Raw genomic sequence first — 13,410 nt, 5'->3', positions numbered from 1 at the left:
ATGCGGTGGGTGTCCTGGGGGGCCCGCCCGGCTCACCCCCGTGGGGACGGGGAGATCTCGGGTGCGGGCGCCGCGCCGGGGACGTTCGTTGCACTACCCAGAGTACGCGCCAAGACCACCTGTGGTTCCCCGGGACGGTCAGACGGGCCCGCCGAACAGGGCCCGCCACACCTCGCGGGTGGCGGTGCGGACGGCCCGCGCGACCTCGGCGGCCGGGTGCAGCGCGTAGGTGCGCAGCCAGTGGCCGACGGGGGTCAGGACGACGCGGTAGGTCCAGGCGAGGGGGCGGCCGACCGCGTGCCACAGGACCCAGGAGAGGGCGCGGCCGACGGCCCGGGAGACCTCGCCGGCGATCCCCCAGGCCCAGGCGAGGACGCTGCCCACCACCCGGAGGGCGGCGCCCAGCACCCGGCCGACGGGCGCGAGCACGTACCTCCAGAGCCAGCCCGACGGGGTGACGAGCAGCAGGTCGACCAGCCACCACAGGGCGCGGGCGACGGGGACGACGACCTGGCGCCACAGCCAGCCCAGCGGGGTCAGGAGCAGGGTGTCGACCAGCCACCACAGGGCCTTGGCGACCGGGACGACGACCCGGCGCCACAGCCAGGCCAGCGGGGTGAGGATCAGCACGTCGATCAGCCGTCCGAGGGCGCGGCCGACCGGGGCGAGGACCCGGCGCCACAGGTGTCGCAGGCAGAAGGCGACGGCGTCCCAGAGCAGCCGGAGGGGGACGACGACCACGAGGGCGATGCCTCGCGCCACCGCCGTGAGACAGCCCGGGTTTTCCGTGTTCATGACCGGAACGACGCGACGGCCCGGCGGAGGGTTTCCCCTTCGCCGGGCCGTCACCAGAGCGTTATGGCGCTCGCCGTGCGGGTGCTACTTGTTCACGACCGTCAGCGGCAGCATCGTCTTGCCGGTCGGGCCGATCTGGATGTGCGTGTCCATCTGCGGGCAGACGCCGCAGTCGAAGCACGGGGTCCAGCGGCAGTCCTCGACCTCGGTCTCGTCGAGCGAGTCCTGCCAGTCCTCCCAGAGCCAGTCCTTGTCGAGACCGGAGTCGAGGTGGTCCCAGGGCAGGACCTCCTCGTAGGTGCGCTCGCGGGTGGTGTACCAGGCGACGTCGACCCCGAAGTCGGGCAGGGTCTTGTCGGCGCAGGCCATCCAGCGGTCGTACGAGAAGTGCTCGCGCCAGCCGTCGAAGCGGCCGCCGTCCTCGTACACCGCGCGGATGACGGAGCCGATGCGGCGGTCGCCGCGGGAGAGCAGGCCCTCGACGATGCCGGGCTTGCCGTCGTGGTAGCGGAAGCCGATCGAGCGGCCGTACTTCTTGTCGCCGCGGATCTTGTCGCGCAGCTTCAGCAGGCGCGCGTCGGTCTCCTCGGCGGAGAGCTGCGGGGCCCACTGGAAGGGGGTGTGCGGCTTGGGCACGAAGCCGCCGATGGAGACGGTGCAGCGGATGTCGTTCTGGCCGGAGACCTTGCGGCCCTCGGCGATCACGTTGATCGCCATGTCGGCGATCTGCAGGACGTCCTCGTCGGTCTCCGTCGGCAGGCCGCACATGAAGTACAGCTTCACCTGGCGCCAGCCGTTGCCGTACGCGGTGGAGACGGTCCGGATCAGGTCCTCCTCCGAGACCATCTTGTTGATGACCTTGCGCATGCGCTCGGAGCCGCCCTCGGGGGCGAAGGTGAGGCCGGAGCGGCGCCCGTTGCGGGTCAGCTCGTTGGCGAGGTCGACGTTGAACGCGTCCACGCGGGTCGACGGCAGCGAGAGGCCGATCTTGTCCTCGGTGTAGCGGTCGGCGAGGCCCTTGGCGATCTCACCGATCTCCGTGTGGTCCGCGGAGGACAGCGAGAGCAGGCCGACCTCCTCGAAGCCGGTCGCCTTCAGACCGCGGTCCACCATCTCGCCGATGCCGGTGATGCTTCGCTCCCGCACGGGGCGCGTGATCATGCCGGCCTGGCAGAAGCGGCAGCCGCGGGTGCAGCCGCGGAAGATCTCGACGGACATGCGCTCGTGGACGGTCTCCGCGAGCGGGACGAGCGGCTGCTTGGGGTAGGGCCACTCGTCGAGGTCCATGACGGTGTGCTTGGAGACGCGCCACGGCACACCGGACTTGTTGGGGACGACCCGGCCGATGCGCCCGTCCGGCAGGTACTCGACGTCGTAGAACGCCGGGATGTACACCGAGCCGGTCTTCGCGAGGCGGAACAGGACCTCCTCGCGTCCGCCGGGACGGCCCTCGGCCTTCCACTGGCGGATGATCTCGGTCATGTCGAGCACGGCCTGCTCGCCGTCGCCGATGATCGCCGCGTCGATGAAGTCCGCGATCGGCTCGGGGTTGAAGGCCGCGTGGCCGCCGGCGAGCACGATCGGGTGGTCGACCGTCCGGTCCTTCGACTCCAGCGGGATGCCGGCCAGGTCGAGGGCGGTGAGCATGTTGGTGTAGCCGAGCTCCGTGGAGAAGCTCAGGCCGAACACGTCGAAGGCGCCGACGGGGCGGTGGCTGTCCACGGTGAACTGCGGCACCTTGTGCTCGCGCATCAGCTCTTCGAGGTCCGGCCACACGCTGTAGGTGCGCTCGGCGAGGACGCCCTCCCGCTCGTTCAGTACCTCGTAGAGGATCATGACGCCCTGGTTGGGCAGACCGACCTCGTACGCGTCCGGGTACATCAGAGCCCAGCGGACGTCACACTCGTCCCAGGTCTTGACCGTGGAGTTCAGCTCTCCACCGACGTACTGAATCGGCTTCTGCACGTGCGGGAGCAGAGCTTCGAGCTGCGGGAAGACAGACTCGGCAGCAGACATCTCGAACCTTCGTGAGCTGGCAGGGGGCGACTCACAAGCGTACCCCGGTGCTCAGCGGCCCAGGGCCGCCCGGACCGCGGGTGCGGCGGCCCGCTCCCACACTCCGGGCAGCTCACGCTCCCGCGCGGCGGCGTCCGCCTCCTCCCGTCCGTACAGGAGTCCCCAGGTGAAAGCGGTCTCGCCGGCCGTGTGGGCCTGGACGGCGATCTCGCGCAGCGCGGCGCGGGCGACGACGCTGTCCTGGTGCTCGCCGAGGACGGACTGGACGGCCTTCACGCGCTTGGCCAGGCGCTTCGCGGGCTTCCCGAGGACGGGGGCGGCGGCCTCGGCGGCGTAGCGGGTGCGTTTGGCGGCCTTGCGGGCGGCGTGCAGGGCGAGGTCGCGCCGCACGCCGGGGTCGAGCGCGAGGGCGTGCTCGACCCGGCCGGCGAGCCGGTCGAAGTCCTTGCGGACGGCGCGGGCGAGGACCTCGGGGGCGTCGTGGGCGGCGGCGGCGCGCAGCGGCGGGTCGGCGAGGAGCGCGTCGAGGGCGTCCAGGAGCGCGAGGTGGCGCGGGGAGTCCAGGGCGGCGAGGACCGTGCGCCGGGCGTCCTCGGCGCGCCGCACCGCGCGGGCGCGCAGCCGGGCGCGGACCCGGCCGAGGCGGAGGGCGCTGGGCAGCTCGTCGAGCCGGGCGGTCAGGCGGGCGGTCAGCACCTCCTCGTCCCGGGCGGTGCCGAGGGCGCCGGCGAGCCACTTCAGCTCCTCGCCGAGGCGGTCGGTGACGTCGCGGTCGAGCACCGTGCGGTACGTCGCGAAGGTGCTGCGCAGCCGGCGGCAGGCGACCCGCATCCGGTGCACCGCGTCGGGCAGCTCGCGCCGGACGGCGGGGTCGAGGGCGACGACGGCGTCGGCCTGCTCCCGTACGTAGGCGAGGACGGCGTGCCCGGCGCTGCCGGGGGCTCCGGTGCCGTCCGCGCGCCGGGGTGCGGGCGGGCCGGTCTCCGCCAGTGCCCTGGCCAGCTTCGACGGTGCGGCCGAGGGGCGGATGCCCGCCTTCCCGAGGCGTTTGCCGACGGCGTCGAGGAGGGTCTCGTCGGCGCCGTCGGCGAGTTCGACCTCGATCTCGGTCCAGGCGGCCGTCTCGCCCGTTCCGGTGAGGCGGTCGGCCCGGACGGTGTCGACGGAGAGTTCGGCGAGCGGACGGCCGTCGGCGTCGAGCAGCACGCGCACGTCGCGGGAGGAGCGCAGGCGGACGACGGGCACGACCCGGGTGTGCCGGGTACGGGAACGCAGAAGCCCCGCCAGGGAGTCCGGAAGGGTCTCCGTGAGCGGGGCTCCGATCTCGTCGCGGACGCCGGCGGCGACGGGGAACTTGAGGTGCCAGCCCTCGTCGGCGCCGCCGGTGCGGCGGCGCAGGGTGAGGGCGTCGGCGGCCAGCCGCAGGTCCGGGGTGTCGTAGTAGACGGCGTCCAGCTCGGTGACGCCCTCGTCCCGGACGGCGGCGACTCCCCCGGTGCCGGTGAGGTCGGGGACCGCCGTCCGTTCCGTGGCCTCGTACTTACGCTCGATCTCGCGTTTCGTCTCCGCCATACCTCGAATCTAGCCGCGGAACGGACGCGGGGGCGGTTCGGCTCAGGCCGTTATCTTCGGCTGGACCCGGATCGACTGGAGCAGTCCGATCGCCACCCACACCGCGAACATCGACGAGCCGCCGTACGAGACGAAGGGCAGCGGCAGTCCGGCCACCGGCATGATGCCGAGGGTCATGCCGATGTTCTCGAAGGCCTGGAAGGCGAACCAGGCGATGATGCCGGCGGCGACGATCGTGCCGTACAGCTCGGTGGTCTCGCGGGCGATCCGGCAGGCCCGCCACAGGATGACGCCGAGCAGGACGAGGATCAGTCCGGCGCCGACGAAGCCGAGTTCCTCGCCGGCGACGGTGAAGACGAAGTCGGTCTGCTGTTCGGGCACGAACTGGCCGGTGGTCTGGGAGCCCTTGAAGAGGCCCGCTCCGAGCAGTCCGCCGGAGCCGATGGCGATCCGGGCCTGGTTGGTGTTGTAGCCGACGCCGGACGGGTCGAGGTCGGGGTTGGCGAAGGCGGCGAAGCGGTTGATCTGGTACTCGTCGAGCATGCCGAGCGCGGTGACGAGGACCGCGCCGAGGACGCCCGCGCCGATGAGGCCGAGGACCCAGCGGTTGGAGGCGCCGGAGGCGAGCAGCACGCCGAGCACGATGACGGCCATGACCATGACGGAGCCGAGGTCGGGCATCAGCATGACGATGCCCATGGGGAGCGCGGCGAGCGCCAGTGCCTTGGCGACGGTGCCGTGGTCGGGGTGGAGCTGGTCGCCCGCGTCGACCTTCGCGGCGAGCAGCATCGCCATCACCAGGATGATCGTGATCTTCACGAACTCGCTGGGCTGGAGCGAGAAGCCGCCGCCGACGACGATCCACGCGTGCGCGCCGTTGATGGTCGCGCCGAGCGGGGTGAGGACGGCGAGGATCAGCAGGACGGACAGGCCGTAGAGGACCGGCACGGCCCCGCGCAGGGTGCGGTGGCCGAGCCAGATCGTGCCGACCATCAGGGCGAGGCCGATCCCGGTGTTCAGGACGTGCCGGAACAGGAAGTAGTACGGGTCGCCGTTGTTCAGCGAGGTGCGCCCGCGGGTGGCGGACCAGACGAGCAGCGCGCCCATCAGGGACAGGCCGAGCGCGGAGAGCAGGATCGGCCAGTCGAGCCGGCGCAGCACCGAGTCGCGGGCGGTCAGCCGGGACAGCGTGCCGCGTTCGGGCGCGTAGCGGGAGACGGAGAAGCCGTGGGGTGTGGTCATCGGTTCAGAGCCTCCCTCGGGTGGCGGGCGGTCCGGCGAGGGGATCGTCCGGTTTCTTCGCGGGCACGGCGGGGTCGGCGGGGTCGGCCGGCGGGGTGCCGCCGGGCTGGTCGGCGACCTGCTTCAGCGGGTCGTCGGGGTTGATCTTCCCGGCGTCGGGGTCGTACGGCTTGATGGGCGGGGCGTCGATGGAGCCGTCGGTCTCGATCCTCGGCAGGGCCTTCTGCGGCTGCGGCAGCAGGGCCCGCTTGAGGTCCTGCTTCCCGGCGTCGTCGAGTCCGTAGAGCGCGTCGTAGATGTTGCGCACGGCGGGGCCGGAGGCGCCGGAGCCGGTGCCGCCCTGGGCGATCGTCATGACGATCGCGTAGTCCTTGGTGTACGTGGCGAACCAGGAGGTCGTCTGCTTGCCGTAGACCTCCGCGGTGCCCGTCTTGGCGTGCATCGGGATCTTGTCCTGCGGCCAGCCGCCGAAACGCCAGGCGGCGGTGCCGCGGGTGGCGACTCCCGCGAGGGCTTCGTCTATCAAGTCGCGGGTGTCCGCGTCGAACGGCAGCCGGCCGTGCGACTTGGGCGCGATCTCGCTGACCTTCTTGCCGTCGGCGCTGATGACGGCCTTGCCGACGCTGGGGTTCCACAGCGTGCCGCCGTTGGAGATGGCGGCGTAGATGGTGGCCATCTGGATGGGGGTGACGAGCGTGTCGCCCTGGCCGATGGAGTAGTTGACCGAGTCACCGGCGCGCATCAGGTTGCCTTCGAGGCAGTTCTCGTAGGAGAGCTGCTGGACGTAGCTGCCGCCCTTCTTGCCGTTCTTGCACCACCAGTCCTTGTTGGCCTCCCAGAAGCTCTGCTTCCACTGGCGGTCGGGGACGCGGCCGGTGACCTCGTTGGGGAGGTCGATGCCGGTCTCGGCGCCGAGGCCGAACTGGTGGGCGGTCTTGTAGAACCAGTCCCCCGGGTTCTTCTTCGGCTTCATCCCGCCGTCCCGCTGCCACTGCTGGTGGGCGAGGGCGTAGTAGACGGTGTCGCAGGACACCTCCAGGGCCTGGCCGATGGTGATGGAGCCGTGGCCCTGGGACTCGAAGTTCTTGAAGACCTGGTTGCCGATGGAGTACGAGGAGGGGCACGGGTAGCGCCCGTTGAAGTCGTATCCGGCGTTGACGGCGGCGGTGCTGGAGACCACCTTGAAGATGGAGCCGGGGGCGGCCTGGCCCTGGATGGCCCGGTTCAGCAGCGGGAAGTTGGAGTCCTTGCCGGTGAGGGCGGCGTAGTCCTTGGCGGAGATGCCGCCGACCCAGGCGTTGGGGTCGTAGTCGGGCTGCGAGGCCATGGCGACGATCCGGCCGGTCTTCGCCTCCATGACGACGACGGCGCCGGCGTCGGCCTTGTAGTTCTCGCTGGTGTTCTTGTCGTAGGTCTTGCGGGCCTCGACCATCGCGTTGTGCAGCTCCCACTCGGCGACCGCCTGGACGCGGGCGTCGATGGAGGTGACCACGTTGGCGCCGGGCACGGCGGCGTCGCTCTTGGCCTGGCCGATGACCCGGCCGAGGTTGTCGACCTCGTAGCGGGTGACGCCGGCCTTGCCGCGCAGCGCCTTGTCGTAGGTGCGCTCCAGGCCGGAGCGGCCGACCTGGTCGGAGCGCAGGTACGGGGAGTCGCCGTCCTTGGCCTTCTCGATCTCGCCGTCGGTGACGGGCGAGAGGTAGCCGAGGACCTGGGAGGTGCGGGACTTGCCGGGGGCCGGGTAGCGGCGGACGGCGGCGGGTTCGGCGGTGATGCCGGGGAAGTCCTCGGCGCGCTCGCGGATCTGGAGGGCCTGCTGGGTGGTGGCCTCGTCGGTGACGGGGATCGGCTGGTAGGGCGAGCCGTTCCAGCAGGGCTTGGGGGTCTTGGAGTCGCAGAGCCGGATCTTGTTGACGACCTCGTCGGACTTCATGCCGAGGACGCCGGCCAGCCGGGTGAGGACGGCCTTGCCGTCGTCCTTCATCTTCATCAGCTCGGTGCGCGAGGCGGAGACCACGAGGCGGGTCTCGTTGTCGGCGAGCGGGACGCCCCGGGCGTCGAGGATGGAGCCGCGGACGGCGGGCTGGACGACCTGCTGGACGTGGTTGTTCTTCGCCTCGTCCGTGTACTCCTTGCCGTTGCGGATCTGGAGGTACCAGAGGCGTCCGCCGAGGGTGAAGAGCAGGGAGAAGACGAGGACCTGGATGACGACGAGCCGGATCTGGACCCGGGGGGTCCGCCCGGTCTCGGGGATGTTGCTCATGCTGCCGCTGCCCCCTGGGTCACAGTCGCTTGACTCCCTTGATGCGTCCGGCGCGTGAGGCGCGGGTCCGGGCGGCCTTGACGCGCAGGCCGCCGCGCTGGTTGCCGATCCGCAGGCCGGTGCCGGAGGAGAGCCAGCCGGAGGAGACGTCGGCTCCGTTGGCGCCGGTGGCGTCGGCGAGCGGGTCGTTCTCGGCGCGCCGGGCCAGCGCCATGATCAGCGGCACGGTGAAGGGCGCGAGGAGCAGGTCGTAGAGGGCCGCGGTGAACAGCAGGAAGCCGAGGCCCACATGGCGGGCGGCGGTGTCGCCGACGAGGGCGCCGACGCCGGCGTACAGCAGCGTGGAGCCGACGGCGGCGACGACGACCACGGCCATCGGTCCGGTGGCGGACTTCAGGCGCCCGTTCTCGGGGCGGGCGAGGCCGCAGAGGTAGCCGACGACGCAGAGCACGAGGGCGTAGCGTCCGGCGGCGTGGTCGGCGGGCGGGGCGAGGTCGGCGAGCAGGCCGGCGGTGAAGCCGACGAGGGCGCCGGTGACGTGCCCGTACGCGAGGGCGAGGGCGACGACGGTGAGCAGGACGAGGTCCGGGACGGCGCCGGGGAGCTGGAGCCGGGCGAGGACGGAGACCTGGACGACGAGCGCGACGACGACGAGCGCGGCCGAGAGGAGGATCCGGTTGAGCTTCACGGCGTGGCGTCCCCCTGGTCCTGCGGCTGCTGGTTCGGATCGGCGGTCCCGGTCGGCCGGCCGGCGGCCTGCCCGTCGGGCTTCTGCTGGTCGGCGGGGTTCTGCTGGGCGTCGCCCTGCTGCCGGCCGGCCTGCTGTCCGTCCGGTGGCGGCGGGGTGACCGTGACGGTGACGGTCGGGGCGGGCTTGGGCTTCTGCGGCAGGACCATGTCGCGCGGGTCGCTGCGCGGGGCCTGGACGACGACGCCGACGATGTCCAGCTTGGTGAAGCCGACGTACGGGCGGACGTAGACGTTGCGGGTGAGGCCGCCGCCCGCCGGGTCGACGCGGACGACCTCGCCGACGGGCACGCCGGGCACGAAGGGCTTGTCGGCCTGGGAGCCGAAGGTGACGAGCCGGTCGCCCTGCTTGACCTTGGCCTTGCCGTTGAGCAGCTGGACGAGGAGCGGGCGGTCGCCCTGGCCGGTGGCGAAGCCGAGTTCGTCGGACTTCTCCATGCGGGTGCCGACGGTGAAGTCGGGGTCGTTGGCCAGCAGCACCGTGGAGGTGGAGGGGCCGACGGTGGTGACGCGGCCGACGAGACCGGAGCCGTTGAGGACGGTCATGTCGCGGCGGATGCCGTCGCGGGCGCCGACGTCGAGGGTGACGGTCCAGGAGAAGCCCTGGGCCGCTCCTATGGCGATGACCTCGGCGCCCTTGATGCCGTACTGGCCGGCGCCGGCGGTCTTCAGCATGGCGTCGAGCTCGCGCAGCCGGTTGCGGTTGCGGTCGTCGCTGCCCAGCTTGGCCTTGAGGGCGGCGTTCTCCTGCTCCAGGGCGGCGATCCTGTTGTGCCGCTCCCCGGAGTCGCGGACCGCTCCTATGGCGTTGCCGATCGGGTCGACCGCCGAGGCGACGCCGTTCTCGACGGGACCGAAGACCGCGGCCGCGGCCTGCCGGGCACCGTCGACCGGCGACTCCTCGCCTCCTCTGATGTCCACCGTGATCAATGCGAACGCGATGGCGATCAGCAGCACCAGGAGCAGCCGGCTCTCTCGTGTGTCCCTCACGTGCGGCGGCCGTGCCCTTCCTCGATGGTTACGGGGGGTGACGCGCCCCGGGCCCGGGGGCCCGGGGGTGGATGGAGTTGTCGGTGACGGGCCCTCACGGGCACGTCGTACGGTGCCGGGTCAGCGGCGCGGCTGGGCGTCCAGGACCTGCTGGAGGGCCTCGAACTCCTCGACGCACTTGCCGGAGCCGAGCGCCACCGAGTCCAGCGGGTCCTCGGCGATGTGGATCGGCATGCCGGTCTCGCGGCGCAGCCGCTCGTCGAGGCCGCGCAGCAGGGCGCCGCCTCCGGTGAGAACGATGCCGCGGTCCATGACGTCACCGGAGAGCTCCGGCGGGCACTTGTCGAGCGTGGTCTTCACGGCGTCGACGATCGCGTTGACCGGCTCCTCGATGGCCTTGCGGACCTCGGCGGCGGAGATGACCACGGTCTTGGGGAGGCCCGAGACGAGGTCACGGCCGCGGATCTCGGTGTGCTCGTCCTGGTCGAGGTCGTAGGCGGAGCCGATGGTGATCTTGATCTGCTCGGCGGTGCGCTCACCGAGGAGGAGCGAGTACTCCTTCTTGATGTGCTGGATGATCGCGTTGTCGAGCTCGTCGCCGGCCACCCTGATGGACTGTGCCGTGACGATTCCGCCGAGGGAGATGACGGCGACCTCGGTGGTGCCGCCGCCGATGTCGACGACCATGTTGCCGGTGGCCTCGTGGACCGGGAGGCCCGCTCCGATGGCGGCGGCCATGGGCTCCTCGATGATGTGCACCTGGCGGGCGCCGGCCTGGGTGGAGGCCTCGATGACGGCGCGGCGCTCGACTCCGGTGATGCCGGAGGGCACGCAGACGACGACGCGGGGGCGGGCCAGGTAGCGGCGCTTGTGGATCTTGAGGATGAAGTAGCGGAGCATCCGCTCCGTGATCTCGAAGTCGGCGATCACGCCGTCCTTCAGCGGGCGCACGGCGACGATGTTGCCGGGCGTCCGGCCGATCATCTTCTTCGCCTCGGCGCCCACCGCGAGGATGCCGCCGGTGTTGGTGTTGATCGCGACGACGGACGGCTCGTTCAGAACGATGCCGCGACCCCTGACGTACACCAGCGTGTTGGCGGTCCCGAGGTCGACAGCCATGTCACGGCCGATGAACGACATTGAGTTCCCCTTGTTTCCCATGAGGATGCGTCGGGCCTTCCCTAGCGGAGCGTTGACGGCTTCTCAGGTCGGCGAGGTGGTGACGGAGGAGGGTACGGCGTGGAGTTTTCCATCGTAGTGCCGCCCGCCCGGATACCGCGCGGCGGACCGCCTCTGCCCACCTCTGTATAGGTGACGGTAGGACGCGGCGATCCGTTCCCGGGATCGGCGTTCATATGCCTGGGGGCGACCGAAATTCCTTCGGTCGCCCCAGGGTGTGGCGCTGATCGGCTGACGCATGCTCAGCCGCAGGTCAGACGAGACCCGGGAAGAAGATCTTCAGCTCGCGGTCGGCGGACTCCTCGGAGTCCGAGGCGTGGATCAGGTTCTCGCGCACGATGGTGCCGAAGTCGCCGCGGATGGAGCCGGGGGCGGCGGCGATCGGGTCGGTCGGGCCGGCCAGGGTGCGCACGCCCTCGATGACCCGCTCGCCCTCGACGACCAGCGCGACGACCGGGCCGGAGGACATGAAGCCCATCAGCGGCTCGTAGAAGGGCTTGCCCTTGTGCTCGCCGTAGTGCAGCTCCAGCGTGTCCTGGTCCAGCTCGCGCATCTCCAGGGCCGCGAGGGTCCAGCCGGCCTTCCGCTCGATGCGGCCGATGATCTCGCCGACCAGGCCACGGCGGACGGCGTCGGGCTTCAGCAGGACGAGCGTGCGCTGGCTCACGGGGGAACTCCTTCGGAAAAACGGTGTGCGGGCCTTGAGATTACAGGGCCCGCACTGGCCGCCGTCACGCAGCGTCAGGCCCTGCGGAGCCTTCGCGGGCGGCCCAGCCCGCCTTGATCTCGTCGATCTTCCGGCCGTAGTGCACCGACGCCCACCACAGCACGGCGAAGACCGCGCCGAGGAAGAACATGACCGGCACGAAGAAACCCGCGGCGACCAGGCCCAGCTGGAGGACCCAGCCCAGCTGCACGCCGCCCGGACGGGTGACCATGCCGCACAGCAGCACCGAGAGGACCATCGCGATCCCGCAGACCGTCCAGACCGTGGACATCTCCAGGGAGTCGTCCTTCATGGCGACCAGACCGGCGAACCCGATCACGAAGAACTCGCCGATCAGCGTCGAGGAACAGAGCACGCGCATCGGTCAGCCCCGCTTCAGCAGCAGTCGGGCGTCGCCGACCGTGAAGATCGAACCGGTCACGAGGACGCCCGCGCCCGCGTACTCGTCGTGCTCCTCGGCGAGGGTGATCGCCGCCTCCAGGGCGTCGTCCAGCCGCGGCTCGACGACCACCCGGTCCTCGCCGAAGACCTCGACCGCGACGGCGGCCAGCTCGTCGACGTCGGTGGCCCGGGGGTTGGAGTTCGCCGTGACCACGATCTCGGCGAAGATCGGCTCGAACGCCTCCAGGAGACCGCGGGCGTCCTTGTCCCCGCTGGTGGAGACGACGCCGATCAGCCGGGAGAAGCCGAAGGACTCCGTGATGCCGTCGGCGGTGGCCCGCGCGCCGTGCGGGTTGTGCGCGGCGTCCAGGATGACCGTCGGCGAGGAGCGCACGACCTCCAGGCGGCCCGGCGAGGCGACCTGGGCGAAGGCCCGGCGGACCGTGTCGAGGTCCAGGGTGCGGGCGTGCTCCGAGCCGATGCCGAAGAACGCCTCGACCGCGGCGAGCGCCACGGCCGCGTTGTGCGCCTGGTGCGCGCCGTACAGCGGCAGGAAGACCTCGTCGTACTCGCCGCCCAGGCCGCGCAGGGTCAGCAGCTGGCCGCCGACCGCCACCTCGCGGGAGGCGATGCCGAACTCCATGCCCTCGCGCGCCACGGTCGCGTCGACCTCGACGGCCTTCTTCAGGAGCACCTGGGCCGCGTCGACCGGCTGCTGGGCCAGGATGACCGTGGCGTCCTGCTTGATGATCCCGGACTTCTCGCCGGCGATCGCGCCCGTGGTGTCGCCCAGCCGGTCGGTGTGGTCCAGGTCGATGGGGGTGACGACGGCGACGGAGCCGTCGATCACGTTGGTGGCGTCCCAGGTGCCGCCCATGCCGACCTCGACGACGGCCACGTCGACCGGGGCGTCGGCGAAGGCCGCGTACGCCATTCCGGTGAGGACCTCGAAGAAGGAGAGCCGGTACTCCTCGCGGGCGTCGACCAGCTCCACGTACGGCTTGATGTCCTGGTACGTCTCGACGAAGCGCTCGGCCTCGATCGGGGCGCCGTCCAGGCTGATCCGCTCGGTGATGCTCTGCACGTGCGGCGAGGTGTAGCGCCCGGTGCGCAGGTCGAAGGCGCCGAGCAGGGCCTCGATCATGCGGGCGGTGGAGGTCTTGCCGTTGGTGCCGGTGATGTGGATCGAGGGGTAGGCGCGCTGCGGGTCGCCGAGCACGTCCATCAGGGCCGCGATCCGGGTGACCGACGGCTCCAGCTTGGTCTCGCCCCAGCGGGTCGAGAGCTCGGTCTCCACCTCGCGCAACGCCTTGTCGACCTCGGGGTCGAGCGGGCGGGAGGGGACGGGATCGCCCTGCGGCGGGCCGGCCATCGCGCGCAGGGTGCGGCTGCCGGCCTCGATCACCGCCAGGTCGGGATCCCGATCGGATTCGGTGTCGACGATCTCGTCGAACTGGTCGCTGCGGTCGCTCGGCTCACTCACGCCCCTCAGTCTACG

General features: G+C 71.4%; 11 protein-coding genes. All 11 read right to left on the bottom strand.

From position 1 onward, the window contains the following. Positions 1 to 138: 138 nt before the first annotated feature. The gene (locus tag AB0Q96_RS04380; protein ID WP_365321524.1) at positions 139 to 795 is read right to left on the bottom strand and encodes a hypothetical protein; all 657 of its coding nucleotides are present in this window, start codon (positions 793 to 795) and stop codon (positions 139 to 141) included. A gap of 84 nt (positions 796 to 879) precedes the next feature. Beyond that, on the bottom strand, positions 880 to 2,811 hold the full coding sequence (locus AB0Q96_RS04375; protein ID WP_365321522.1) for a TIGR03960 family B12-binding radical SAM protein: 1,932 nt from the start codon (positions 2,809 to 2,811) through the stop codon (positions 880 to 882). Positions 2,812 to 2,862: 51 nt separating this feature from the next. Next, the gene (locus AB0Q96_RS04370) at positions 2,863 to 4,383 is read right to left on the bottom strand and encodes a CYTH and CHAD domain-containing protein (protein ID WP_365321520.1); all 1,521 of its coding nucleotides are present in this window, start codon (positions 4,381 to 4,383) and stop codon (positions 2,863 to 2,865) included. A gap of 42 nt (positions 4,384 to 4,425) precedes the next feature. Continuing rightward, a complete protein-coding gene (gene rodA, locus AB0Q96_RS04365) occupies positions 4,426 to 5,625 on the bottom strand; it encodes a rod shape-determining protein RodA (protein WP_365321518.1) in 1,200 nt (399 codons plus the stop codon). Positions 5,626 to 5,629: 4 nt separating this feature from the next. Next, positions 5,630 to 7,888 (bottom strand): penicillin-binding protein 2, encoded by a 2,259-nt coding sequence (gene mrdA, locus AB0Q96_RS04360; RefSeq protein ID WP_365321516.1) that lies wholly within the window; start codon positions 7,886 to 7,888, stop codon positions 5,630 to 5,632. A gap of 19 nt (positions 7,889 to 7,907) precedes the next feature. Further along, positions 7,908 to 8,576 (bottom strand): rod shape-determining protein MreD, encoded by a 669-nt coding sequence (mreD, locus tag AB0Q96_RS04355; RefSeq protein ID WP_365321514.1) that lies wholly within the window; start codon positions 8,574 to 8,576, stop codon positions 7,908 to 7,910. After that, the gene (mreC, locus tag AB0Q96_RS04350) at positions 8,573 to 9,625 is read right to left on the bottom strand and encodes a rod shape-determining protein MreC (protein WP_365321512.1); all 1,053 of its coding nucleotides are present in this window, start codon (positions 9,623 to 9,625) and stop codon (positions 8,573 to 8,575) included. The genes mreD and mreC overlap by 4 nt, the downstream gene beginning before the upstream one ends. 120 nt (positions 9,626 to 9,745) lie before the next feature. Continuing rightward, a complete protein-coding gene (locus tag AB0Q96_RS04345) occupies positions 9,746 to 10,765 on the bottom strand; it encodes a rod shape-determining protein (RefSeq protein ID WP_329420584.1) in 1,020 nt (339 codons plus the stop codon). A gap of 292 nt (positions 10,766 to 11,057) precedes the next feature. Further along, positions 11,058 to 11,471: a nucleoside-diphosphate kinase gene (ndk, locus tag AB0Q96_RS04340; protein WP_365321510.1), complete on the bottom strand. Its 414-nt coding sequence runs from the start codon at positions 11,469 to 11,471 to the stop codon at positions 11,058 to 11,060. 64 nt (positions 11,472 to 11,535) lie between these two features. Then, a complete protein-coding gene (locus AB0Q96_RS04335) occupies positions 11,536 to 11,892 on the bottom strand; it encodes a DUF4233 domain-containing protein (RefSeq protein ID WP_365321509.1) in 357 nt (118 codons plus the stop codon). 3 nt (positions 11,893 to 11,895) lie between these two features. Then, positions 11,896 to 13,395 (bottom strand): folylpolyglutamate synthase/dihydrofolate synthase family protein, encoded by a 1,500-nt coding sequence (locus tag AB0Q96_RS04330; protein WP_365321507.1) that lies wholly within the window; start codon positions 13,393 to 13,395, stop codon positions 11,896 to 11,898. Positions 13,396 to 13,410 lie beyond the last annotated feature (15 nt).

Origin of the sequence: Streptomyces sp. NPDC093111, assembly GCF_040683955.1 — a bacterium.
Classification (GTDB): domain Bacteria; phylum Actinomycetota; class Actinomycetes; order Streptomycetales; family Streptomycetaceae; genus Streptomyces.
This window is presented reverse-complemented; position numbering and strand designations above follow the sequence as displayed.